Origin of the sequence: Micromonospora sp. NPDC005979 (assembly GCF_040614415.1) — a bacterium.
In the GTDB taxonomy this organism is placed as follows: Bacteria; Actinomycetota; Actinomycetes; order Mycobacteriales; family Micromonosporaceae; genus Micromonospora.
Window position 1 is genome coordinate 68,426 of the sequence record NZ_JBEXUR010000012.1, and the last position, 23,247, is coordinate 91,672.

Below are 23,247 nucleotides of genomic sequence, written 5' to 3' on the forward strand. Positions count from 1 at the left end.
AGAGTACGGCGAGGCCCGGTCACCCGTCGCCGGAGAGGCGGCGGCTCATCACCGGGCGTAGGTGCCCGTCACTGGTGGTGCCCTCGATCACCACATCGGCCTGCCGGCCTTGGTGGGTCAGGGTGGCGACCGCGTTGCCGAAGTAGGGCCCGGCCAGCTTGCGCCAGCGCACCCCCGGCCGCCGGACGCCCGCCGAGCGAGCCAGCGCCCGGGTGGCCCCCGCCGGACCCGACGACCAGCCCATCTTCATCAGCGGTCGGATGCCGGCCGGCACCTGGTTGTGGATCGGCGAGCAGGTGAGCTGGTGCACCGGCGTGACCACCGCGGGGTCGGCGAACCGGGCCCGGGCCACGTACGAGTGGTGCACGTCCCCGGAGAGCACGCTGATCGACGCCGGTGGGGCGTACGCCGGGCCGGCGCCGACCCGCGCGCCGGACTCCCTCGGCGTGCCGGTGCCGATCCGGGCGAACGTCTCACCGAGCGCCTCGAAGGACCGCCGGAACGCCGCCCAGTGCTCCAGGTCGAGAGCCCGGCGCAGCTTCTCGGCCGTGCGGGCCACCCACGGTCGGCGCGAGTCGGCCAGCTTCTCGTTCCACGCCTCGATGTGGTGGATGCCCTGGGGCAGCAGCCAGGGCAGCGAGGCACCCACCACGAGGTGGTCGTAGACGCCGTGGGCCTGGTCCAGGAACCACGACCACTCACCCGGCGGCAGCATCGCGCGGCTGCCCGGCTCGAGCACCCGGCTGCACCGGTTGTCCAGCATGACCAGCCGGGTACGCCCCAGGTCGAGCGCGTAACTCCACTGGTACTGCACGGCCCGCCAGCGCTCGGTGTCGTGCGCCAGGTCGGCCTCCTGGTCGACCCGGTGCCCGAACTCGCGCAGCACGCCGGTGGCGTCCTCGGCGGCGACGACCTTGGCGTAGACCGGGTCGGCGGCGATCTCGTCCGGAGCGAGGTTGCCCAGGTGCTGGTAGACCCAGTACGAGGCCAGCCCGCTGCCGATCCGTTCGGCCCACCACGGCTGCTCGCGCATCTCGGCACGCCACGACGCCGAGGTGTTCCAGTCGTCGATGATCTCGTGATCGTCGAAGATCATCACGCTGGGCACGGTGGAGAGCAGCCAGCGGATCTCCGGATCACGCCACGACTCCAGGTAGAGCTTCGTGTACTCGTCGAAGCTCACCACCTGGTCGGCCGGAGCGCCCTTCGGCCGCCGACGGCGTCGGCGCAGCAGCCGGCGCACGGTCGGTGAGGTGACATCGGCGTACACCTGGTCACCGAGGAGCACCAGCAGGTCGGGCAGCGGGTTCGACTCCGGGTCCGCCATCGACCGCCGGGCGTACGCGTCCAGGGCGTCCGGCGGGAGCTTGCGGGTGGTGGCGTGCTGGGTGGTCTCCCGACACGAACCGAAGATCAGGTTGACCGGCTGGTCCAGGTCGTCGACCGCCCGGGTACGGATGACGCTGGGCGGGAAGCCACTGCTCTCCACGGGCCACACCAGCTCGTCGTCGACCAGCACCTCGTACGTCGTGGTGCTGTCCGGGGTGAGGCCCTCCACCACGACGAGGGCGTAGTGGTGGTCGTACGCCGAGAAGGTGGGCGCGGTGCCGGTGGCGCCGTCGGCGGTGCGGACGGTGACCACGGCGGGCGCGGCGGTCTCCACCCAGATCGTCGCCCGGGTGTCGACCACTCGCCGCAGAAGTGGGCCGATCAGGAGGTGTGCGGCGGGCATGACGCGAGCCTACCGCCGGTTTCCGGACACCGGCCGGGTGCGGTGGCTGGGACGCCGTCGTCGGCATCTGACAGGATTCCGGCATGGCCGAATATCTCGTCCTCGCTCTGGTCCTGCTCGGTGTGCTGATCGCCGGCACAGTCGGGCTGGTCGTGCCCCGTCTGCGGCGGCGGCCCGAGCCTCCGCTTCCGCGCACCGAGGTCGACACCCGGGCCGAAGAGGATCTCGCCGGTCCGCCGGTCGAGGCACCGGAGTCCGATCTGTCCACCGGTGTCCTGGTCGAGCCGCCGCCGGTGCTCGAACCGCAGGTCGAGGTCCCCGAGCCGACCGCCGGGCGGCTGGTCCGGCTCCGCTCCCGCCTGTCGCGCTCGCAGAACGTGTTCGGCAAGGGCCTGCTCGGCCTGCTCGCCCGCGACCATCTCGACGAGGACGTCTGGGAGGAGATCGAGGACAGCCTGATCACCGCCGACGTCGGCGTGGACGCGACCCGCGACATCGTCGACCGGCTGCGCGAGCAGACCCGCGTGCTGGGCACCCGCTCGGCCGGTGAGCTGCGCGCGCTGCTCGCCGCCGAGCTGGTCAACGCCCTCGACCCGAGCATGGACCGTTCGCTGCGCACCGCCCCCAAGGACGGCGTGCCGGCGGTCGTGCTGGTGGTCGGCGTCAACGGCGCCGGCAAGACCACCACCTGCGGCAAGGTCGCCCGGGTGCTGGTCGCGGACGGCCGTACCGTGCTGCTCGGCGCCGCCGACACCTTCCGCGCCGCCGCCGCCGACCAGTTGCAGACCTGGGGCGAACGGGTCGGCGCGGAGACCGTGCGGGGCCCCGAGGCGGCCGACCCGGCCAGCGTGGCCTTCGACGCGGTCAAGCGGGGCATCGACACCGGCGTGGACACGGTGCTCATCGACACCGCCGGTCGCCTGCAGAACAAGGTCGGCCTGATGGACGAGCTGGGCAAGGTCAAACGCGTCGTGGAGAAGCAGGGACCGATCGACGAGACGCTGCTCATCCTCGACGCCACGACCGGTCAGAACGGTCTGGAGCAGGCCCGGGTCTTCACCGAGGTGGTCAACGTGACCGGCGTGGTGCTGACCAAGCTCGACGGCACCGCCAAGGGCGGCATCGTGATCGCCGTTCAGCGCAAGCTCGGCATCCCGGTCAAGCTCGTCGGCCTCGGTGAGGGCAAGGACGACCTCGCGCCGTTCGACCCGGCGCAGTTCGTCGACGCGCTGCTGGGCACCGAGCCCGCTGGACGGGACGCGTAGTCTCGGGTGACCAGTGACGATCGCGCGTACGCGGGCTGGCGTGATCCCGGCCATTCCTCGCAGCGCCTCGGGAGACCGTACGTGACTTCGCAGGAGATCCCGCTGCACGGCGGGAACGTGAGCACCGTGGTCCGGGTCGGCGACACGGTCCGTCGCAACGCCGGGCCGTGGACCCCGTCCGTGCACGCCCTGCTCCGGCACCTGGAGTACGTCGGCTTCACCGGCGCTCCCCGGGCACTCGGGATGGACGAACGCAACCGTGAGGTGCTGTCGTACCTGGAGGGGGAGTGCGGGGAGTACCCGCTCGCCCCGCACTGGGTGACCGACGAGGCGCTGGTCACCGTCGCCACCATGCTGCGGATGTTCCACGACGCGCAGTACGGCTTCGCCCCGCCGGCCGGGGCCGTCTGGCGCTCGTTCGGCCCTCCGCCGCCGGACACCGAGGTGATCTGCCACCACGACGCCGCCCCGCACAACGTGATCTGGCGTCCGGACGGCACCCTCGGGCTGATCGACTTCGACCTCGCCTCGCCCGGCGCGCGGATCTACGACGTGGCGTACGCGGCGTGGACGTGGGTGCCGATCTTCGCCGACCGGGACTCGATCACCCTGGGCTGGAAGCACCCGGACCGGCCGCGCCGGCTGCGTCTCTTCGCCGACGCGTACGGGTTGATCCCGCGGGACCGGCACCGACTGATCCGCACCATCCGCAAGCGGATCGTGGACCACGTCGAGGGCATCCGCCGGATGGCCGCCGCCGGCGAGCCGGCGTTCGTCCGGATCGTGCACAAGGGGCACCTGCGGCGTCCGATGCGGGATCTGCGGCTGCTCGACTACGAGCGGCACGCTCTGGAGAACGCCCTCCGCTGAGCGCGGACCGGTCGATGCTCGGCCGGGCCCGTCAAGCGGACCGGTCGATGGGCCTGGCCGGTCAGCCATCGACGTACGCCGTCCGAACGATCCACCATTGTCCATGCTGCCGACTGTGCGGACTCCGTGACACGTACGAAACAACCCGTCACGAATTGGAAACCCGCACGGGACCCTGGGTGAAACAGCCGGCAACAAAGCTTCCGCGCAACCGGCCTACGGGCGACGCTGCCCCGGAAAGCCGCGAAGGAGGACTTCACCTTTAGGAGGCCAGCGTGCCTGAAGCACCGACGATCGACGGCGCCAATACTACGTGGCTGCTGGTTTCGACCGCGCTCGTGCTGCTCATGACCCCGGGACTGGCGCTGTTCTACGGCGGCCTCAACCGGGCCAAGGGCGTACTCAACATGATGATGATGAGCTTCTCCGCCATCGGGCTCATCTCTATTCTGTGGTGGTTTTACGGCTTCAGCGTCGCCTTCGGGACCGACGTGAACGGCTTCTGGGGCGACCCGGGCGCGTACCTGGGCACCAAGACCTTCCTCGCCGAGACCGACCTGTGGGGCGCCACGACGGAGAACCCCAGCGGCATCGGCATCCCGCTCTACGTGTTCATGGCCTTCCAGATGGTCTTCGCCGTGATCACCGTCGCGCTGATCAGCGGCGCCATCGCCGACCGGGCCAAGTTCGCCGGCTGGCTGCTGTTCGCGTTCGGCTGGGCCACCCTGGTCTACTTCCCGGTCGCCCACTGGGTGTGGGGCGGCGGCATCATCGGCGGTGACATCCACGCGCTGGACTTCGCCGGCGGTACCGCGGTGCACATCAACGCCGGTGCGGCGGCCCTGGCTGTGGCCCTGGTGCTCGGCAAGCGTCTCGGCTGGCCCCGCGAGGGCATGAAGCCGCACAACATCCCGCTCGTCGCGCTCGGCGCCGGTCTGCTGTGGTTCGGGTGGTTCGGGTTCAACGCCGGTTCGGAGCTGACCGTCGACGGGGTCGCCGGTCTCGCCTTCATCAACACCCAGCTCGCCACCGCTGCCGCGGTGCTCGGCTGGATCGCGGTCGAGTGGATCAAGGACCGCAAGCCGACCATGGTGGGGGCCTCGTCCGGCGCGGTCGCCGGCTTGGTCGCGATCACCCCGGCCTGTGGCTTCATCGCCCCGTGGGCGTCCGTCCTGCTCGGCATCGTCGCCGGCATCGTGTGCGCCCTCGCCGTCAGCCTGAAGTACAAGCTGGGCTACGACGACTCGCTCGACGTGGTCGGCGTGCACTTCGTCGGTGGCTGGATCGGCTCGCTCTGGCTCGGCCTGTTCGCCACCAACTCGGTCAACGCCGCGATCAGCGACGTGGTCGGCGCGTCCGACGGCCTGTTCTACGGCGGCGGCGTGACCCAGCTCGGCCGGCAGGCCCTGGCCGGTCTGATCGTCACCGCGTGGTCGTTCGGCATCGCCTGGGTGCTCGCCTTCGTCATCGAGAAGACGATCGGCTTCCGCGTCAAGAACGAGGCCGAGGTCGAGGGCATCGACATCGCCGAGCACGCCGAGAGCAGCTACGACCTGTCCCCGTCCGGTGGCGGCACGGGCGGCGCGTTCGCGATGGCCGGCATCGGCACCCCCGGCGGCGCGTCGAGCACCGCCGCTGAAGAGACCGAGTCCACCGAGCCGGTCAGCGCCAAGGTCGCCGGTTAACGTTCCTTAGATGGAGGGGTTGGACATGAAGCTGGTGACCGCGGTCATCAAGCCGTACCAGCTGGACGCGGTGAAGGAAGCTCTGCACGCCCTGGGCGTGGCCGGGCTGACCGTCAGTGAGGTCCAGGGGTACGGACGGCAGAAGGGGCACACCGAGGTCTACCGGGGTGCCGAGTACACGGTCGAGTTCCTGCCCAAGATCCGGGTTGAGGTGCTCACCGACGAGATCGACGTGGAAAAGATCGTGGACGCGATCGTCGGCGCCGCCCGTACGGGCAAGATCGGCGACGGCAAGGTCTGGGTCACCGGTGTCGAGGAGGTCGTCCGGGTGCGTACCGGCGAGCGCGGCCTCGACGCCCTCTGATCCGGATCACGACGACATGACCTCGTTGATCAAGAAGAACGCGTCAGGCAACGCCGAGAACGGTGACGCGAACCTCTTGATCAACGAGGTCGTCGGCGTACCCGGGGGGATCGGGGAGGCCGCCCGGGTGGGGCGGGCGGCCGCGTACGACAAGTTCCTGCGGGGGTTGCTGCCCGCGCGCGACGGTGTCGCGCTGATGGCCGTCGGGGGCCTGGGGCGACGGCAGTGCGCCCCCTACGGCGACCTCGACCTGGTGCTGCTGCACGCCGGAGTGCCCGGCACGGACGAGTTGGCCGCCAAGGTCTGGTACCCGATCTGGGACGCCGGGCTGCGCCTCGACCACTCCGTACGGACCGTCTCCGAGGCCCTTTCGGTGGCCCAGGACGACGTCAAGGTCGCCCTCGGGCTGCTCGACGCCCGCCTGGTGGCCGGTGACCAGACCCTGGCCGACGCCCTGACCCGCACCGCCGCCGACCACTGGCGACGGACCGCCGTGCGGCAGCTCCCGGGTCTGCGTGAGATCACCGTCGCCCGTTGGCAGGCGCACGGCGAGCTGGCCTTCCTCCTCGAAGGCGATCTCAAGGAGGCCGCCGGCGGACTGCGCGACGTGGGGCTGCTGCGCGCGATCTCCGCCGCCGGGATCACCGACGCGCTGCGCCCCGCCGTCCGCGCCGCCCACCTGCGGCTGCTGGACACGCGCGACGCCCTGCACCAGCAGGTCGGCCGCCGCGTCGACCGACTGGTCGCCCAGGAACGCGACGGCGTCGCCGCGCTGCTCGGGCTAGAGGACGGCGACGCCCTCCTGCGGCGGGTGGCCGGGGACGCCCGCACGGTGAGCCACGCCCTCGACGACGCCTTCCGCGCCGCCGACCGGCTGCGCTCGGGCCGCTCCCGGGGTGGGAACGGCAGCCCGGTACGTCGGCCCGTGGCCCGGGACGTGGTCGAGCACGACGGGGAGTTGGTGCTGGCCCGGACGGCGATCGGCGCACGTCCCGACCCGAGCCTGTCCCTGCGCGTGGCCGCCGCGGCGGCCACCACCCGGCTGCCGATCGCGCGGGCCACCTGCGAGTGGCTGGCCGCGTACTGCCCTCCGCTGCCCGCGCCCTGGCCGGCCGAGGCCCGGGCCGCGCTCACCACGCTGCTGGGCGCCGGTCCCGGTCTGGTGCCGGCTTGGGAAACCTGTGACAGGTACGGGCTGGTGGACGGCTGGCTGCCCGAGTGGACCCGGCTGCGCAGCCTGCCCCAGCACAACCCCGTGCACCGTTACACCCTCGACCGGCACCTCGTACAGGCCGCCCACGAGGCCAGCCGGCACGCCCGCGAGGTGGACCGTCCCGACCTGCTGCTGCTCGGCGCCCTGCTGCACGACATCGGCAAGGGCCTGCCCGGCGACCACAGCACCGTCGGGGTGCCGCTCGCCGAGACGGTGGCGACCCGCGTCGGGCTGCCCGCACCGGAGGTGGCGCTGATCGGCACGCTCGTCCGGCTGCACCTGCTCCTGCCGGACGTGGCCACCCGGCGGGACCTCGCCGACCCGGTGACCATCGCGTCGGTCGCCGGGGCGGTGGGCGACACCGGCACGCTCGATCTGCTGCACGCCCTCGTCCGCGCCGACGCCGCCGCCACCGGCCCGGCCGCCTGGTCGGACTGGAAGGGCCGACTCGTCGCCGAACTGGTCGCCCGCGTCCGTACCGCCCTGGACACCGGTGTGCTGCCCGAGCCGCCGGCCCCGGACCCGGCGCTGCTGGCCGGGCCGCTGCCGGTCGTCCACCTCACCGGAGACCGGGTGGCGGTGGCCGCCGCCGACCGGCGGGGACTGCTCGCCACGGTGGCCGGCTGCCTCGCCCTGCACCGACTGGAGGTGCTCTCCGCCGACGCCTCCGTGGTCGACGGCCGAGCGCTCGTCGAGTGCCGGGTGCAACCCCGCTACGGCCTACCGGCCGACCCGGTCCCGCTCCGCGCCGATCTGCGCCGCGCGGTCGCCGGCGACGTGTCCGTCACCCAACGGCTGCGGGGTCGTGCGCTCGCCGCCCGGGGCAGCGGCGCCGCCCCCCGGGTCGTCTGGCACCGCGAGGCGGCCACCGACGCCGTCCTGCTCGAACTTCGCGCGGCCGACGCCGCCGGGCTGCTGTACCGGGTGGCCGGCGCGCTCGACGAGGCGGGCGCGTTGGTCCGGGCCGCACGGATCTCGACCCTCGGCGCGGACGTCGTCGACGCCTTCTACCTCGTGGGCGGCTGGCCGGACGACGCCACCCGGGCCCGCCTGGAGGCCGCCGTCCTCGCCGCGGTCTGACCGGGTAATTCGGCGTGATCGACACGAGTTCGCCGAGATGGGGGCATCAACCCACCCCGGATACCCCGACTTCGGCGATCCGGAGTCGACGGGTACGTCCGGGGGCGTAGCCGCGGTGCCGCTTGCGGACGCACGCCCGGTGGCGTTCGCGCGGGCAGAATGACGGCCATGCGATGGACCAGGTGGCGGGGGGCGGCGGTCGACGCCGTACTCGTCCTGGCGCTGCTCGTGTTCGGGCTGCTCGCCACCGACCTGGCCGGGGACAACCAGCCGGGCTCGATGCCGGTTGACGCCCTCTGCCGGGCACTTATCGCACTCGCCGCTCTCGCCCTGCTCCTTCGACGGCGTGCTCCCGTGGCGACCCTCGCCGTGGTCAGCGTGGCAACCTCGACGTACCTGGTGCTCGGCTACCCGTACGGGCCGATTCTGCTCGCGTTCCTGCTCGCGGTGTACACCGTGGCGGTGGGACTTCCGGTGCGTCCGGCGGCGCTCGCCAGCGGCGGCGCGTTCGTGGTGCTGCTGGCGCATGTCTTCGCCTCGCGCGGCCCCGCGCCGGGCTGGACCGGAGTGCTCCCCGCGTCGGCCTGGGTGGTCGTACCGTTCGCGGTGGGTGTGGTGGTGCGGGTCAGCCGGGAGGCGGCCTCCCGTACCCGAGCCGAGGAGGCCCGTGAGCGCGCCGAGCAGGGTCGGCGGCAGGCCGACGAGGAGCGGTTGCGCATCGCCCAGGAGGTGCACGACGTGGTGGGGCACGGGTTGGCCGCGATCAGCATGCAGGCGGACATCGCCCTGCACCTGCTGCCGAAGCGGCCGGAGCAGGCGGAGATCGCGCTGACCGCCATCAGCCGCACCAGCCGGGAGGCGTTGGACGAGCTGCGGGTCACGTTGGGTGCGGTGCGGCGGGGCGCGGAGCGTGAGCCCGTGCCCGGTCTGGCGCGGCTCCCCGCACTGCGCGACCGCCTGGCGGGCGCCGGTCTCGCCGTCGACCTGCGCCTGGCCGGTGTCCCACGGGAGTTGCCGGCGGCGGTCGACCTGGCGGCGTACCGGGTGGTGCAGGAGGCGTTGACGAACGTGCTGCGGCACGCCGGGGTGGCGCGTGCCGAGGTGACCGTGGCCTACCGGGCCGACGAGGTGACGGTCGAGGTCACCGATCGGGGCGTCGGCGTCCCAAGTCGGCTCGACGCAGCCGACGAACCCGAGCTGCCCGCCGGCCGCGCCGACGGTCACGGCCGCGCCGACGGTCACGGCCAGGAGGGGGGACATGGGCTGGCCGGCATGCGGGAGCGGGTGGCGGCGCTGGGCGGGCAGTTGACGGTCGGACCGCGTCCGGCGGGCGGGTTCCGCGTCTGGGCCCGGCTGCCGGTGGAGCCGTCCCCGTGATCCGGGTGCTGATCGCCGACGACCAGGACCTGGTCCGCCTCGGGCTGCGCGCGCTGGTGGAGAGCGAGGACGACCTGGCGCTCGCCGGTGAGGCCGCCGACGGGTTACGGGCGGTCGAGCTGGCCCGGCGGGAGCGGCCGGACGTCGTCCTGATGGACATCCGGATGCCGGGCATCGACGGGATCGAGGCGACCCGGCGGATCGTCGCCGATCCCGACCTGACCGGTACGCGGGTGGTGGTGCTCACGACCTTCGAGCTGGACGAGTACGTCTTCGACGCGCTGCGCCACGGCGCGAGCGGGTTCCTCACCAAGGACACCCGGCCGCCGGAGCTGCTGCGCGCGATCCGGCTGGTCGCCGAGGGGGAGGCGCTGCTGTCGCCGTCGGTGACCCGCCGGGTGGTGCGGGAGTTCGCCAACCGGCCGTCGCGGGCACCCCGTCCGCACCCCCGACTGGACACGCTCACCGACCGGGAACGCCAGGTGGTGGGCCTGGTCGGGGAGGGACTGAACAACGAGGAGATCGCCGCCCGGTTGGTGGTCAGCCCGGCGACCGCCCGGACACACGTCAGCCGGGCGATGGGCAAGCTGGCCGCCCGGGACCGGGCCCAGCTCGTCGTCTTCGCGTACCAATCGGGCTTGGTCTCGGGGTGAGGCCGGGCCGCCAGCGGCCGTGCGGCCGGGCGGCTACCCTAGCGGTGGCCGGACTCCGCAGTGCCGGCCGCGTTGTGCCCGCCGGAACACTGACAAACGGGATGTTCGCGTGTTTGACACCTTGAGTGACCGCCTGTCCGGGATCTTCACCAAGCTCCGCGGCAAGGGACGGCTCACCGACGCCGACATCGACGCCACCGCGCGCGAGATCCGCCTCGCGCTGCTGGAGGCGGACGTCGCGCTGCCGGTGGTCAAGGGCTTCATCGCGGCCGTCAAGGAGCGGGCGCGCAGCGCCGAGGTCTCCCAGGCGCTCAACCCGGCCCAGCAGATCATCAAGATCGTCAACGAAGAGCTGATCAACGTGCTCGGCGGCGAGGGGCGGCGGCTCCAGTTCGCCAAGCAGCCGCCCACGGTCATCATGCTGGCCGGCCTCCAGGGCTCCGGTAAGACCACCCTCGCCGGCAAGCTGGCCCGCTGGCTCAAGGGCCAGGGGCACCAGCCGCTGCTGGTCGCCGCCGACCTCCAGCGCCCCAACGCGGTCGGGCAGCTCCAGGTGCTCGGTGGTCGGGCCGGGGTCGAGGTGTACGCGCCGGAGCCCGGCAACGGCACCGGCGACCCGGTGCAGGTGGCCCGCGCGTCGATCGAGCACGCCAAGCGCGCCGCCCGCGACATCGTCATCGTCGACACCGCCGGTCGACTCGGTATCGACGCCGAGATGATGCAGCAGGCCGCCGACATCCGCGACGCCGTCTCGCCGGACGAGGTCATCTTCGTCATCGACGCGATGGTCGGTCAGGACGCCGTCCGTACCGCCGAGGCGTTCCGCGACGGCGTCGGCATCACCGGCGTCGTGCTCTCGAAGCTCGACGGCGACGCCCGTGGTGGTGCCGCGCTGTCGGTCCGCGAGGTCACCGGGCAGCCGATCCTCTTCGCGTCCACCGGTGAGAAGTTGGAGGACTTCGACGTCTTCCACCCCGACCGGATGGCCAGCCGGATCCTCGGCATGGGCGACGTCCTCACTCTGATCGAGCAGGCCGAGCAGGCCTTCGACTCCGATCAGAAGGAGAAGATGACCGCCAAGCTGATGGGCGGCGAGCAGTTCACGCTGGACGACTTCCTCGACCAGCTCATCGCGGTACGGCGGATGGGCCCGATCGCCAACGTGCTGGCCATGATGCCGGGCATGGGGCAGATGAAGGACCAGCTCGCCGAGCTGGACGACAGCCACTTCGACCGGGTCACCGCGATCATCCGGTCGATGACCCCGGGTGAGCGGACCAACCCGAAGATCATCAACGGCTCCCGCCGGGCGCGTATCGCCAACGGCTCCGGTGTCACCGTCATGGACGTCAACCAGCTGCTCAATCGCTTCGCCGACGCGCAGAAGATGATGAAGCAGATGGGCGGCATGATGGGCCTGCCCGGCGGCGGCCGGCGCAAGGCCACCAAGAGCCCGAAGAACAAGCGCAAGGGCACCAAGGGCGGCGGTCGTCCGCGTACCGGCGCCGGGATGCCGGCCGGCTTCCCGGGTGGCATGCCGCAGCTCCCGCCGGGGATGGACCCGAACGATCTGGCCGCTGGCCAGGGCCTCCCGCCCGGCTTCAAGCTTCCGAAGATCGACTTCAACAAGTTCGGCAAGGGCGGCGACAAGGGCCCGCGCTGACGTGTGTCGGTGACGGCAGGCGACTGATCCGGCGCTTAGGGTGATGTTGCCCCGCCGATGGAAGATGTCATGGACACAGCCCCCGCTCCAGGACCGCGTCACGCTCACCGAGTACGCCCTCGGCGCCAACCGGGAGTACGAGCAGGTGGCCCACACCGAGGACCTGTTCGTCACCGAGCGGCCGTGGAAGGTCTCGGTGGACCTGCCTGCGCTGACCAGCCGGAAGAACGACCTGCTCGCCCCCGACGAGGGGTGATCCGGTAGGACTGTGCGCATGGCTCTTCATGTGCGCGGTGTGCTGCTCCCCGACGACGAGGTCCGGGACCTCTGGCTGGTCGGCGACCGGGTGACCTTCACCCCGGTGCCCGACGCGGAGACCGTCGTCGACGGCGGGTTCGTGCTGCCGGGGCTGGTCGACGCGCACTGCCACATCGGCATCGCCCGAGGTGGGGCCCCGATCACCTCGCTCGACCAGGCCCGCGAGCTGGCGCACGTCGACCGGGACGCCGGGGTGCTGGCGATCCGGGACGCCGGCTCGCCGTACCCGTACCCCGAGTTGGACGACGAACCCGACCTGCCGCGACTGGCCCGCGCGGGCCGGCACGTCGCCCCGCCGAAGCGCTACCTGCGGGACATCGGCGTCGAGGTCGACGCCGCCGATGTGGCCGCGACGGTGGCCGCCCAGGCGAAGGCCGGCAACGGCTGGGTCAAGCTGGTCGGCGACTGGATCGACCGGGGCGTGGGCGACCTCGCGCCGGCCTGGGACGCGGACACCCTCACCGCCGCCGTGCGGGCCGCGCACGACGCCGGGGTACGCGCCGCGGTGCACACCTTCTCCGAGTCCGCCGTCGAGATCATGGTGCGTGCCGGTGTGGACTCGGTCGAGCACGGCACCGGCCTGAGCCTCGACCTGATCGACGAGATGGCCCGCCAGGGCACGGCGCTCGTCCCCACAATGATCAACATCGCGACCTTCGGCGGAATCGCCGAGCAGGCGCGAGCCAAGTTCCCCGGGTACGCCGAACACATGCTCGCGCTGCGCGACCGCTTCCCGGAGGTGGTACGGGCCGCCCACGAGGCGGGCGTGCCGATCTACGTGGGCACCGACGCCGGCGGTGGCATCGACCACGGGCTGGCCGCCGAAGAAATGCTGCTGCTGCACGAGCGGGCCGGCATGTCGGCCGAGGACGTACTCGCCGCCGCCTCCTGGGGCGCCCGGGACTGGCTCGGCTTTCCGGGGCTGGTCGAAGGCGGTCTGGCCGACCTGACGGTCTACCCCGAGGACCCCCGCCGCGACCTGCGGGTCGTCCGTGCCCCGTCCCGCACGATCCTGCGCGGCCGAGTGGTGCGCTGACTCGTCTGCGCTGGGCCTTGCGCGGTGGCCGTATCCGCGCTGGCCGCGCTGGGTCTTGCGCGCTGGGCCGTGCTGGCCACTCCCTCGCACCGATCTGGACCGACCGGGCGGGGATCACGGGCGGGCCCAGACAGTCTGGGGCGCGCTGGGCCGTGCAAGATCGCGCCCGATCCTGGATGTAGTGGTCTCGACCTCGCGGGATCCCACTACATCCTGGTTGTAGCGCGATCTTGCCACCCAAGATCCGCGCAAGACCCCCGATGTTGCTGCTTCCGGCGCGTCTGAGGCAGCAACATCGGGGATCTTGGGCGTGGGGCGTGGGGCGTGGGGCGTGGGGCGTGGGGCGTGGGGCGTGGGGCGTGGGGCGTGGGGCGTGGGGCGTGGGGCGCGAATGCCGGCAGGTGGGGGTGTCGACGCCTCCCGGGCGCGGCGGCCCCGCACCTGGCGCATAGGATGTGCGGTCATGGCACGCGTGCTCACTCCCCGTGCGGAGGACTTTCCCCGCTGGTACCAGGACCTGATCGCCAAGGCGAAGCTGGCCGACAACGGCCCGGTCCGCGGCACCATGGTCATCCGCCCGGCCGGCTACGCCATCTGGGAGCGGATGCAGGCCGAGATGGACGCCCGGATCAAGGCGGCCGGCGCGGAGAACGCGTACTTCCCGCTGTTCATCCCGGAGAGCTACCTCAAGCGCGAGGCCGAGCACGTCGAGGGCTTCTCGCCGGAGCTGGCGGTCGTCACCCACGGTGGCGGCAAGCAGCTCGCCGAGCCGGTGGTGGTGCGCCCCACCAGCGAGACTGTGATCGGCGAGTTCATGGCCAAGTGGATCGACTCGTACCGGGACCTGCCGCTGCTGCTCAACCAGTGGGCCAACGTGGTCCGGTGGGAGCTGCGCCCGCGGATCTTCCTGCGGACCAGCGAGTTCCTCTGGCAGGAGGGGCACACCGCGCACGCCACCCGCGAGGATGCCCGCGCGTACGCGCGGCGGATCCTGCACGAGGCGTACGAGGACCTGATGGTCAACGTGCTCGGCATTCCGGTGGTGGTGGGCCTGAAGACGGCCCGTGAGCGCTTCGCCGGGGCGACCGCCACGTACACCTGCGAAGGCATGATGGGCGACGGCAAGGCGCTCCAGTTGGGCACCAGCCACGAGCTGGGCCAGAACTTCGCCAAGGCGTTCGACATCAGCTACTCCGCCAAGGAGGGCGGTCGCGAGCACGCGTGGACGACCTCCTGGGGCACGTCGACCCGGATGCTCGGCGGGCTGATCATGGCGCACGGCGACGACAACGGCCTACGGGTGCCGCCGAGGCTGGCGCCCATCCAGGCGTACATCATGGTTGTCAAGGACGGCGAGGGCGTCGCGGAGGCGGCGGCGAAGCTGCGCGACGGCCTGCGCGACGCCGGTGTCCGGGTCGCGCTCGACGACCGGACCGACACCGCGTTCGGCCGCCGGGCCGTCGACGCCGAGCTGCGCGGCTATCCGGTACGCGTCGAGGTCGGCCCCCGCGACCTGGCCGTCGGTAACGCGACGGTGGTTCGTCGTACCGACGGATCGAAGTCTCCGACGCCGGTGGCCGACGTGGTCGGCGCGGTCCTCGCGGCGCTGGAGGCCGACCAGCAGGTGCTGCACGACCAGGCGCTCGCCCACCGCAAGTCCCGCACGGTCGAGGTGTCGACCCTCGCCGAGGCCATCGAGGCGGCCGCGACCGGCTGGGCCATGGTGCCGTGGTCGGCGGTCGGCGTGGCCGGCGAGGCCGAGGCGAACGGCCAGGGGGTGACGGTGCGCTGCCTGCTGCGGGCCGACGGCTCGGTGCCGGACTCGGAGGACGAGCCCGACCTGGTGGCCATCCTCGCCCGCGCTTACTGAGACGTTAGGAAGGACCCCTTCCTAACGCCTGCGGTAGAGGAAGGGTCCCCTGCTTGCAGTCCGGAGGTGTTGCCGTGCGGTTTGCGCCGGGTCGGCTGATCATGCACCGCAACGTGCGGCACGGCCGGATCGGCTGGGTGCGCCCGGGGCGGGTGGTCAGCGACGACGAGCGGGGCCTCCTGGTGTGGATCGCCCGGGACTCGCCCGTGGCCCACGAGGTCACCGAGGCGGGGCTGAACATGCGGGCGATGCCGTTCGCCCAGTGGGTCTCGTCGTCGTACCGGTTGGCGCACGGCCACTGGAACGGTCCGCCGCTGTTGAAGTTCCTGCCCACGGGCGCGGCGCATTCGGTGTGGTGGTTCCGGGACGCGCAAGGTCGGTTCGCCCACTGGTACGTCAACCTGGAGGAGCCCGGCGTCCGCTGGGACGACGGCTCGGTGGCCGGCGTCGACGTGGTGGACCAGGACCTCGACGTGGTGGTGCGTCCGGACCTGAGCTGGCAGTGGAAGGACGAGGACGAGTTCGTCGAGCGGCTCGCCTTCGGCGACGACTACTGGGTGACCGACGAGAAGGCGGTCCGGGCCGAGGGGGAGCGGGTGATCGCGCTCGCCGAGGCCGGCGTGTTCCCGTTCGACGGCACCTGGTGTGACTTCACCCCGCCCGCAGATTGGGACGTGCCGGACAAATTGCCCCTAGGGTGGGATCGCCCGCCGGTGCGCTGAGAGGTGTTCCGGATCACCGGTGACGTGGTCTCCGGGTCCGATGCGAACGATCGGCGTCGGATCTGGCAGAATAGGTCGCTGGTATCCGGCGCGCGTCCGGCGCCCTCTAACCCGGGCGCGTCGCCAGTCCACCGAGTTGTCTCCGGCCCAACCCCACTGTGCCGGTCGGCGCTCACCCATGCACACCGCCCGTAGTGGGCTGGTGAGATCGCAACAGGAGCGAAACAACTGTGGCCGTAAAGATCCGGCTCCTGCGGATGGGCAAGATCCGCAACCCGCAGTACCGCATCGTCATCGCCGACTCCCGCACCAAGCGCGACGGCCGGGCGATCGAGTTCGTCGGGGTGTACCAGCCGAAGGAGGACCCTTCGGTCATCGAGGTCAAGTCGGAGCGGGTCCAGTACTGGCTGTCCGTCGGCGCCCAGCCGAGCGAGGCGGTGCAGCGGCTGCTGGAGCTGACCGGTGACTGGCAGAAGTTCAAGGGCCTGCCGGCCCCGCCGCCGCTGAAGGTCGCCCCCGAGCGGGCCGACCGCAAGGCGGCGTACGAGGCCGAGGCGAAGGCCGCCGCCGGGCTGGCCCCGGAGACCCCGGCCAAGCCGGCCAAGAAGGCCGCCAAGGCCGCCGAGGCGCCGGCCGCTGAGGCCCCGGCGACCGAGGCTCCGGCCGAGACCCCCGCTGCCGACGCCGGTGAGCAGGCCTGACATGCCGCTGCGTCCCGCGTTGGAGCACCTGGTCAAGGGCATCGTCGACCACCCGGACGACGTCCGGGTCCGGATGGTCGATTCCCGTCGGGGCAAGCGGCTGGAAGTCCGCGTGCACCCCGAGGACCTCGGCACGGTGATCGGGCGGTCCGGCCGGACCGCCAAGGCGCTGCGTCAGGTGATCGGCTCCATCGGTGGGCGCGGAGTACGCGTCGACATCGTCGACTCGTACTGATGCAACTCGTCGTCGGAAGGATCGGTAAGCCGCACGGTGTCCGCGGTGAGGTCACCGTGGAAGTGCGGACGGACGAGCCCGAAGCGCGGTTCGCCCCCGGTACAGTGCTGCGCACTGAGCCGGGGGCGGTTCCGCCGCCGGTGCCGGCGGACGGACCGGGCGTGGTGTTCCGCGTTCCGGCCGAGCTGACCATCGAGGAATCCCGGTTCCACCAGGGCCGGATGCTCGTCGCCTTCGACGGGATCCTGGACCGGAACACCGCCGAGGCGTTGCGCGGCACCCTGCTCGTGGTGGACAGCGCCGACGTCGAGCCTCCGGAGGACCCGGAGGAGTTCCACGACCACCAGTTGGTCGGTCTGGCGGTGGTCACCCCGTCCGGCGAACGTCTGGGCGAGGTCGCCCGGATCGACCACGCGCCCTCGTCCGACCTGCTGGTGCTGCGGCGGCCCGAGGGGCGTACCGCGCTGATCCCGTTCGTCCGGGCGATCGTCCCGGAGGTCGACCTGGCCGGTGGACGCGTCATCGTCGACCCGCCGGCCGGACTGCTCGATCTTTAGGACCACCCCGCATGCGCGTCGACGTCGTGTCGATCTTCCCGGAGTACTTCGCCCCGCTGGACCTGTCGCTGATCGGCCGTGCCCGGGCCAACGGCGTACTCCAGCTTGCCGTGCACGACCTGCGGACCTGGACCCACGACGTGCACCGCACGGTCGACGACACCCCCTACGGCGGCGGCCCGGGGATGGTGATGAAGCCCGAGCCGTGGGGTGCGGCGCTCGACGCGCTCGCCCCGGCCGAGGCCGCGCCGCCCCGGCTGCTGGTGCCGTCGCCGGCCGGCGTGCCGTTCACCCAGGCCATGGCCCACGAGCTGGCCGCCGAGCCGCACCTGCTCTTCGCCTGCGGCCGGTACGAGGGGATCGACCAGCGGGTCCTGACGCACGCCGCCACCCGCATGCCGGTCACCGAGGTGTCGCTCGGTGACTACGTGCTCTTCGGCGGCGAGGTCGCCGTGCTGGTCGTCCTGGAGGCCGTCACCCGACTGCTGCCCGGGGTGCTGGGCAACGCCGGCTCGCTGGACGAGGAGTCGCACGCGCACGGGCTGCTCGAGGCGCCGATCTACACGAAGCCGCCGAGCTGGCGCGGGCACGACGTGCCGGACGTGCTCCGCTCCGGCGACCACGGCAAGATCGCGCGCTGGCGGCGCGAGGAGGGGCTGCTGCGGACGGCGGCCCGACGCCCGGACCTGCTGGCCGCGTTGCCGGCCGATCGGCTCGACAAACGGGACATCGCGGCCCTGGACCAGGCCGGATTTCAACCTCCACCGGGGGATGTGGCAAAGTAGGGGGGTTGCCGCATCCGTCCGCGCCCGTGGGCGGCTGCGAGGATCCCCGACCGGGGTCGGTCCGCCGATCACCACCCGGGGATCAGAATCACCCACCCGCGCACCGAGTGACGGTGCGCCGTGAGCCTTACGAGGACGCAGCGATGAACATCCTGGACGCCCTTGACGCCCAGTCGAAGCGGACCGACCTTCCCGACTTCCGGGCCGGTGACACCGTCAAGGTGCACGCCCGAGTCGTCGAGGGCAACCGGTCCCGTGTCCAGATCTTCCAGGGCGTCGTGATCCGCCGCCAGGGTGACGGTCTGCGCGAGACCTTCTCGGTCCGCAAGGTCAGCTTCGGTGTCGGTGTCGAGCGGACCTACCCGCTCAACGGCCCGGGCATCGACCGGATCGAGGTCGTGACCCGCGGTGACGTGCGTCGCGCCAAGCTCTACTACCTGCGCGAGCTGCGCGGCAAGAAGGCCAAGATCAAGGAGAAGCGGGAGAAGCAGCCCAGCTGACTTCCCGCTCGCCACGCCGCCTGAGCTGCGCGTATGCCGTACCGACCGGACCGCACTACCCTGGTCGTACGGGCGCAGCCAGGCGGTGGCCCCGCCCACGAGGCGGGCAGCCGTCCACAACCGCCCGTGGAGCCTCGACGAGGCTCCCGGGCGGTGGTGTTTCTGCGGACCGGGGAGTGGCGTGGTGCAGACGCTTGACGAGGACGGCACTGTCGATCCGTGGCGCCGGCGGGTTCGCCGCACCCGGCGTCAGATGCCCCTCTGGCAGGAGCTTCCACTGCTGCTGGTGGTGGCCTTCTGCCTCGCGGTGTTGATCCGCACATTCCTGCTCCAGGCGTTCTTCATCCCGTCCGGTTCGATGGAGGACACCCTCCTGATCGGGGACCGGGTGCTGGTCAACAAGGTCGTCTACGACGTCCGTGACCCGGTGCGCGGCGAGGTGGTGGTGTTCCGGGGCACCGACCGGTGGGCGCCGCAGGTCGACCAGCAGCCGGAGCCCGGGTTCGCCGGCAAGCTCGCCCGGACCGTCGGGGACCTGGTCGGGGTGAGCCGCCCCGGCGAGAAGGACTTCATCAAGCGGGTGATCGGCGTGCCCGGCGACCGCGTCAAGTGCTGCGACTCGCAGGGCCGGGTCACCGTGAACGGGACCCCGCTCGACGAGTCGTACGTGCTGCGTGACTCGCCACTGGACCTGCCGCCCAACCCGCAGGAGTGCCGCTCGCGGCGCTTCGACGAGGTGGTCGTACCCCCGGGTCAGATCTTCGTCATGGGCGACCACCGCGAGGTTTCCCAGGACGCGCGCTGTCAGGGGCCGGTGCCCATCGACAACGTCGTCGGCCGGGCGTTCATGGTGGTCTGGCCCTCGTCGCGCTGGGCGGCGCTGTCGGTGCCGGCGACGTTCGACGACGTGGCCGCGCCGGCCACGGCCTCGTCCGGTGTGCCGCCGACCCGCCCGTCCCCGCAGGGCGGTGTGCTGCTGATACTCCCGTTGACGGTCGCGCTGAGGGGTTCCCGCGCGTTCCGGACGGTGACGTCCGGCCCGGCAACGTAGGCTCCTTGGCGTGATTGACGAGCAGACCGACAAGCCGCGTAGCTCCTTCTGGAAGGAGCTGCCGATCCTGCTGGGTGTGGCGATCCTGGTCGCGGTGCTGGTCCGCGCCTTCGTGCTGCAGACCTTCTTCATCCCGTCCCCGTCCATGGAGAACACTCTCAAGATCGATGACCGGGTGTTGGTCAACAAGCTGGTCTACGACTTCCGGTCACCGCACCGCGGCGAGGTGATCGTGTTCAAGGCCCCCACCGAGTGGAGTGGCAACCCCGACGGCGAGGACTTCATCAAGCGGGTGATCGGCGTCGGCGGCGACCACGTGGTCTGCTGCGACCCGCAGGAGCGCCTGATGATCAACGGCAAGTCGCTCGACGAGCCGTACATCTTCTCCATCGACGGGGTCCAGGACAAGGCGGCCGACCAGGAGTTCGACATCACCGTGCCGAAAGGTCGGCTGTGGGTGATGGGCGACCACCGGTCCGCCTCGGGTGACTCCCTGGAGCACTGGCAGCAGTCCGGGCAGAACATCACCGAGGCCACCATCCCCGAGAGCGAGGTCGTCGGGCGGGCGTTCACCGTCTTCTGGCCCGTCAACCGGGCCACCTGGCTGACCGTGCCCGACCAGTTCGACGGCATTCCCAAGCCGTAGGGCGACGGGGGCATGGGCGATCGGCCGCCCGTCTGGCAGGCTGGTGCGGTGACCGTGAGGAGCGACCGTACGGGTCCGGCGGCGGACAGCGCCGACCGTTCCTACACCCTTCGACGCGGGGCGCGGGTGCTGCTGGTCGACGCGGCCGGCCGGATCCTGCTGTTCCACGGCTTCGATCCGGCCCGCCCGGAACACCGCTACTGGTTCACCCCGGGCGGCGGGCTCGACGAGGGCGAGTCTCCGTCGTCCGGCGCGGCGCGGGAGTTGGCCGAGGAGACCGGGCTGCGGGTCGATCCGGCCGAGCTGGGGGAGCCGGTCTGGTCCGACGCCACCGAGTTCCCGTTCGACGGCGACTGGTACCGCCAGGAGCAGGACTTCTTCCTGCTCCGCGTTCCTTCGTGGCAGGTCGACACCGTCGGCTTCAACGACGTCGAGCGGCGCAGCATCGCCGGTCACCGCTGGTGGCGGCCCGCCGAGTTGGCCGCCAGCGGCGAGCGGTACTACCCATCCGAGCTGCCCGACCTGCTGGCCCGGCTCCTGCCGCCGGCCGCCGAGGCGTCGTGCTGACCCCGCCGCGCACCGTCGTTCGTCGCGAGGCCGGGCTCTACGCGCTGGAGCGGGCGTTGCAGCGGCGCGGCTTCCGGCACGTGGCCGGCGCCGACGAGGCCGGCCGGGGCGCGTGCGCCGGACCGTTGGTCGCCGCCGCGGCCGTGCTCCCGGAGGGGCGGCGCGGCGAGATCGACGGGCTCGCCGACTCCAAGCTGCTCACCCCGGCCAGCCGGGAACGGGTGTACGCCGAGGTCGTCGACCGTGCCCTGGCGTACGCCGTGGTGATCATCCCCGCCGACGAGGTCGACGCCCGAGGGCTGCACGTGTGCAACCTGGCCGCGATGCGGCGGGCGCTCGCCTCGCTCACCACCCGACCGGAGTACGTGCTGACCGACGGCTTCGGCGTGGACGGCCTGGGGGTGCCGGGGCTGGCGGTGTGGAAGGGCGACCGGGTCGCCGCCTGCGTGGCGGCGGCCAGCGTGCTCGCCAAGGTCACCCGGGACCGGATCATGGTGGAGTTGGACGGGGTGTACCCGGCGTACGGCTTCGCCGAGCACAAGGGCTACATCACCCCGGAGCACAGCGCGGCGCTGCGCGAGCACGGGCCGTGCCGGGAACACCGCTTCTCGTACGTCAATGTCGCCACGGTCTCCGGCCGTGACGGCCGGCCACCGCGCGCCCGGCGACCGGTCGACCCGGGCTCGGACGAGCCGATGGGGCACTCCGGGGCGTCAGGGGGTACCGTCGGCGTGGCGTTGGGCGAGCAGCCTCGGCCTTCGACGCCCGTGGGGGAAGATGTGGTCATGGAAGGCGGAGTGCGATGAGCGCGGAAGATCTCGAGAAGTACGAGACCGAGATGGAGCTGCAGCTCTACCGGGAGTACCGCGACATTGTCCGCCAGTTCTCCTACGTGGTGGAGACCGAGCGTCGGTTCTACCTGGCCAACCAGGTCGACCTGCACGTGCGCAACTCCGACGGCGAGGTCTACTTCGAGGTCGAGATGCACGACGCCTGGGTATGGGACATGTACCGTCCCGCCCGCTTCGTGAAAAACGTCCGAGTGATGACTTTCAAGGACGTCAACGTCGAAGAGCTGGAGAAGCCCGACATCTCCCTGCCCGCCGACTCCGGCTTCGGCAGCTGACCGCGCTCCTGTCGCGCCACGGGCCCCCACCCGTGGCGGTCACTCGGCGGGCACCACGACCTCGACGCGCTGCACCAGGTTGTTGGCGAAGCCACCACGATTCCACGGCTGCTCGACCGGCTGGGTCCGCCCGGACGCGTCGGTCGCCCGTGCGCTGAGCACGTACCGGCCCGGCGTCGCCGTCCACTCGTACCGCCACCGTCGCCAGGCGAACTCCCCACCCGTCACCGGGTCCAGCTCGGCCTGCGCCCAGCTCGCCCCGCCGTCGACGCTCACCTCCACCGCCACCACCGGCGCGTGCCCCGACCAGGCCCGACCGTCCACCGTGCACGGTCCCGCCGGCAGCACCCGGCGGCGCGTCATGAAGTCGGGAAAACCCGGTGGACGCACCAGGGCACGCGGCTCGATCCGGGTGACCGGCTCGCCCGGGTCGTCCGCGTCGCGGCGCAGCCGGTAGGCCACCGCGTTCTGGTAGCCGTCGAACGGCGTGGTCCGCACCTCGATCGAGTGCAGCCACTTGACGTGCGCCATGCCGTACCAGCCCGGCACGATCAGCCGTAGCGGAGCGCCGTGCTGTGGCAGCAGGGGAGCGCCGTTCATCTCGTACGCCAGCAGCACCTCATCGCGCAGCGCGTCGGCCACCGGCAGCGCCCGCTGGTAGTCCTGCTCGATCCCGCGCTCGACACCGTGATCGGCCCCGGTGAAGACCACGTCCAGCGCGTCCGGGCCGAGGCCCGCCTCGCGCAGCAGTGGCGCCAACGGCGTACCCGTCCACTCGGCGTTGCCGACCGCCTCGACCAGCCACGGCTGGCTCACCGGCCGGGGGTGCAGCAGGGCGCGTCCGTTGCCGGCGCACTCCAGGGTGACCCGGTGGGTGACCCGGGGCCGCTCCCGCAACTCGGCCAGACCGACGGTCAACGGCCGCCCGACCGCCCCGCCGACGGTGAGCGCGTGCGTCGCCGGGTCCAGCTCCGGGATGTCGTAGTGGATCAGCAGGTAGTGCAGCCCGGCGGGGGTGACGTCGTAGCGCAGCGCCTCCAGCGGAAGGCCGTGGTTGCGGGCCGCCAACTGCAACTCGTCGGCGCTGATCGCCTCGTCCGGCTCGGCGAGCCGGGACGGGCCGCTCACGTCCGCGACTGTCGGGCCGGAACCTTCGGCGCCGCCCGCGCGGGACGTCGTCCGATCGTCAAGAGTGGTCATGCCGGCCTCCCCGGAACAGACGGCGGCACCC

General features: G+C 72.0%; 24 protein-coding genes. 22 read left to right on the forward strand and 2 right to left on the reverse strand.

The features are described 5' to 3' along the window. Positions 1 to 19: 19 nt before the first annotated feature. On the reverse strand, positions 20 to 1,732 hold the full coding sequence (locus tag ABZ272_RS20640) for an alkaline phosphatase D family protein (RefSeq protein ID WP_355051561.1): 1,713 nt from the start codon (positions 1,730 to 1,732) through the stop codon (positions 20 to 22). A gap of 83 nt (positions 1,733 to 1,815) precedes the next feature. Here ABZ272_RS20640 and ftsY point away from each other — a divergent pair, with 83 nt between their 5' ends. The 22 genes from ftsY (at position 1,816) to ABZ272_RS20750 (ending at position 22,016) form a co-directional block, all read left to right on the forward strand. Continuing rightward, positions 1,816 to 2,997: a signal recognition particle-docking protein FtsY gene (gene ftsY / locus ABZ272_RS20645; protein WP_355051562.1), complete on the forward strand. Its 1,182-nt coding sequence runs from the start codon at positions 1,816 to 1,818 to the stop codon at positions 2,995 to 2,997. Positions 2,998 to 3,003: 6 nt separating this feature from the next. After that, a complete protein-coding gene (locus ABZ272_RS20650) occupies positions 3,004 to 3,867 on the forward strand; it encodes an aminoglycoside phosphotransferase family protein (protein ID WP_355051563.1) in 864 nt (287 codons plus the stop codon). Between the two features lie 275 nt (positions 3,868 to 4,142). After that, a complete protein-coding gene (locus tag ABZ272_RS20655; protein WP_355051564.1) occupies positions 4,143 to 5,552 on the forward strand; it encodes an ammonium transporter in 1,410 nt (469 codons plus the stop codon). 25 nt (positions 5,553 to 5,577) lie between these two features. After that, entirely contained in the window at positions 5,578 to 5,916 is a 339-nt protein-coding gene (locus tag ABZ272_RS20660; RefSeq protein ID WP_007456507.1) for a P-II family nitrogen regulator, read from the forward strand. 16 nt (positions 5,917 to 5,932) lie between these two features. Next, positions 5,933 to 8,209 carry a [protein-PII] uridylyltransferase gene (locus ABZ272_RS20665; RefSeq protein WP_355051565.1) on the forward strand — a complete coding sequence of 759 codons (2,277 nt, stop codon included), beginning with the start codon at positions 5,933 to 5,935 and terminating at the stop codon, positions 8,207 to 8,209. 168 nt (positions 8,210 to 8,377) lie between these two features. Continuing rightward, positions 8,378 to 9,586 carry a sensor histidine kinase gene (locus ABZ272_RS20670; protein WP_355051566.1) on the forward strand — a complete coding sequence of 403 codons (1,209 nt, stop codon included), beginning with the start codon at positions 8,378 to 8,380 and terminating at the stop codon, positions 9,584 to 9,586. Continuing rightward, positions 9,583 to 10,239 (forward strand): response regulator transcription factor, encoded by a 657-nt coding sequence (locus tag ABZ272_RS20675; RefSeq protein ID WP_355051567.1) that lies wholly within the window; start codon positions 9,583 to 9,585, stop codon positions 10,237 to 10,239. The genes ABZ272_RS20670 and ABZ272_RS20675 overlap by 4 nt, the downstream gene beginning before the upstream one ends. Before the next feature lie 109 nt (positions 10,240 to 10,348). Further along, positions 10,349 to 11,902 (forward strand): signal recognition particle protein, encoded by a 1,554-nt coding sequence (gene ffh / locus ABZ272_RS20680; protein ID WP_355051568.1) that lies wholly within the window; start codon positions 10,349 to 10,351, stop codon positions 11,900 to 11,902. A gap of 64 nt (positions 11,903 to 11,966) precedes the next feature. Continuing rightward, entirely contained in the window at positions 11,967 to 12,158 is a 192-nt protein-coding gene (locus ABZ272_RS20685) for a hypothetical protein (RefSeq protein ID WP_355051569.1), read from the forward strand. 18 nt (positions 12,159 to 12,176) lie between these two features. Continuing rightward, positions 12,177 to 13,256, forward strand: coding sequence for an amidohydrolase family protein (locus ABZ272_RS20690; protein ID WP_355051570.1), 1,080 nt, complete (start codon positions 12,177 to 12,179; stop codon positions 13,254 to 13,256). Positions 13,257 to 13,719: 463 nt separating this feature from the next. Further along, the gene (gene proS, locus ABZ272_RS20695) at positions 13,720 to 15,126 is read left to right on the forward strand and encodes a proline--tRNA ligase (protein ID WP_355051571.1); all 1,407 of its coding nucleotides are present in this window, start codon (positions 13,720 to 13,722) and stop codon (positions 15,124 to 15,126) included. Positions 15,127 to 15,200: 74 nt separating this feature from the next. Next, positions 15,201 to 15,848 (forward strand): DUF402 domain-containing protein, encoded by a 648-nt coding sequence (locus ABZ272_RS20700; protein ID WP_355051572.1) that lies wholly within the window; start codon positions 15,201 to 15,203, stop codon positions 15,846 to 15,848. Between the two features lie 230 nt (positions 15,849 to 16,078). After that, on the forward strand, positions 16,079 to 16,549 hold the full coding sequence (gene rpsP, locus ABZ272_RS20705) for a 30S ribosomal protein S16 (protein WP_355051573.1): 471 nt from the start codon (positions 16,079 to 16,081) through the stop codon (positions 16,547 to 16,549). Beyond that, the gene (locus ABZ272_RS20710; protein ID WP_172862164.1) at positions 16,524 to 16,784 is read left to right on the forward strand and encodes an RNA-binding protein; all 261 of its coding nucleotides are present in this window, start codon (positions 16,524 to 16,526) and stop codon (positions 16,782 to 16,784) included. The genes rpsP and ABZ272_RS20710 overlap by 26 nt, the downstream gene beginning before the upstream one ends. After that, on the forward strand, positions 16,784 to 17,341 hold the full coding sequence (gene rimM, locus ABZ272_RS20715) for a ribosome maturation factor RimM (protein ID WP_355051574.1): 558 nt from the start codon (positions 16,784 to 16,786) through the stop codon (positions 17,339 to 17,341). The genes ABZ272_RS20710 and rimM overlap by 1 nt, the downstream gene beginning before the upstream one ends. An 11-nt stretch (positions 17,342 to 17,352) precedes the next feature. Next, positions 17,353 to 18,126 (forward strand): tRNA (guanosine(37)-N1)-methyltransferase TrmD, encoded by a 774-nt coding sequence (gene trmD / locus ABZ272_RS20720; protein ID WP_355051575.1) that lies wholly within the window; start codon positions 17,353 to 17,355, stop codon positions 18,124 to 18,126. Positions 18,127 to 18,269: 143 nt separating this feature from the next. After that, positions 18,270 to 18,626: a 50S ribosomal protein L19 gene (rplS, locus tag ABZ272_RS20725; protein WP_030335223.1), complete on the forward strand. Its 357-nt coding sequence runs from the start codon at positions 18,270 to 18,272 to the stop codon at positions 18,624 to 18,626. Positions 18,627 to 18,807: 181 nt separating this feature from the next. Beyond that, a complete protein-coding gene (lepB, locus tag ABZ272_RS20730; RefSeq protein WP_355051576.1) occupies positions 18,808 to 19,677 on the forward strand; it encodes a signal peptidase I in 870 nt (289 codons plus the stop codon). Positions 19,678 to 19,687: 10 nt separating this feature from the next. Next, complete coding sequence (gene lepB / locus ABZ272_RS20735) at positions 19,688 to 20,323, forward strand: signal peptidase I (protein ID WP_355051577.1); 636 nt, start codon at positions 19,688 to 19,690, stop codon at positions 20,321 to 20,323. Between the two features lie 12 nt (positions 20,324 to 20,335). After that, the gene (locus ABZ272_RS20740; protein ID WP_355051578.1) at positions 20,336 to 20,890 is read left to right on the forward strand and encodes an NUDIX domain-containing protein; all 555 of its coding nucleotides are present in this window, start codon (positions 20,336 to 20,338) and stop codon (positions 20,888 to 20,890) included. After that, positions 20,884 to 21,696 (forward strand): ribonuclease HII, encoded by an 813-nt coding sequence (locus ABZ272_RS20745; RefSeq protein ID WP_355051579.1) that lies wholly within the window; start codon positions 20,884 to 20,886, stop codon positions 21,694 to 21,696. Before ABZ272_RS20740 ends, ABZ272_RS20745 begins: the two co-directional genes overlap by 7 nt. Then, positions 21,693 to 22,016 carry a DUF2469 domain-containing protein gene (locus ABZ272_RS20750; protein ID WP_011905215.1) on the forward strand — a complete coding sequence of 108 codons (324 nt, stop codon included), beginning with the start codon at positions 21,693 to 21,695 and terminating at the stop codon, positions 22,014 to 22,016. Before ABZ272_RS20745 ends, ABZ272_RS20750 begins: the two co-directional genes overlap by 4 nt. 39 nt (positions 22,017 to 22,055) lie before the next feature. Here the strand turns inward: ABZ272_RS20750 and ABZ272_RS20755 are convergent, their stop codons facing one another. After that, positions 22,056 to 23,216: a sulfite oxidase gene (locus ABZ272_RS20755; RefSeq protein WP_355051580.1), complete on the reverse strand. Its 1,161-nt coding sequence runs from the start codon at positions 23,214 to 23,216 to the stop codon at positions 22,056 to 22,058. Positions 23,217 to 23,247 lie beyond the last annotated feature (31 nt).

Excerpts from the sequence above, each read along its gene's own strand:
- ABZ272_RS20690 (WP_355051570.1), top strand. The coding sequence starts at position 12,177 with ATGGCTCTTCATGTGCGCGGTGTGCTGCTCCCCGACGACGAGGTCCGG.
- rimM (WP_355051574.1), top strand. The coding sequence starts at position 16,784 with ATGCAACTCGTCGTCGGAAGGATCGGTAAGCCGCACGGTGTCCGCGGT.
- ABZ272_RS20750 (WP_011905215.1), top strand. The coding sequence starts at position 21,693 with ATGAGCGCGGAAGATCTCGAGAAGTACGAGACCGAGATGGAGCTGCAG.
- ABZ272_RS20740 (WP_355051578.1), top strand. The coding sequence starts at position 20,336 with ATGGGCGATCGGCCGCCCGTCTGGCAGGCTGGTGCGGTGACCGTGAGG.
- ABZ272_RS20670 (WP_355051566.1), top strand. The coding sequence starts at position 8,378 with ATGCGATGGACCAGGTGGCGGGGGGCGGCGGTCGACGCCGTACTCGTC.
- ABZ272_RS20660 (WP_007456507.1), top strand. The coding sequence starts at position 5,578 with ATGAAGCTGGTGACCGCGGTCATCAAGCCGTACCAGCTGGACGCGGTG.
- trmD (WP_355051575.1), top strand. The coding sequence starts at position 17,353 with ATGCGCGTCGACGTCGTGTCGATCTTCCCGGAGTACTTCGCCCCGCTG.
- ftsY (WP_355051562.1), top strand. The coding sequence starts at position 1,816 with ATGGCCGAATATCTCGTCCTCGCTCTGGTCCTGCTCGGTGTGCTGATC.
- ABZ272_RS20685 (WP_355051569.1), top strand. The coding sequence starts at position 11,967 with ATGTCATGGACACAGCCCCCGCTCCAGGACCGCGTCACGCTCACCGAG.
- proS (WP_355051571.1), top strand. The coding sequence starts at position 13,720 with ATGGCACGCGTGCTCACTCCCCGTGCGGAGGACTTTCCCCGCTGGTAC.
- ABZ272_RS20755 (WP_355051580.1), bottom strand. The coding sequence starts at position 23,216 with ATGACCACTCTTGACGATCGGACGACGTCCCGCGCGGGCGGCGCCGAA.
- ABZ272_RS20640 (WP_355051561.1), bottom strand. The coding sequence starts at position 1,732 with ATGCCCGCCGCACACCTCCTGATCGGCCCACTTCTGCGGCGAGTGGTC.
- ABZ272_RS20665 (WP_355051565.1), top strand. The coding sequence starts at position 5,933 with ATGACCTCGTTGATCAAGAAGAACGCGTCAGGCAACGCCGAGAACGGT.
- rplS (WP_030335223.1), top strand. The coding sequence starts at position 18,270 with ATGAACATCCTGGACGCCCTTGACGCCCAGTCGAAGCGGACCGACCTT.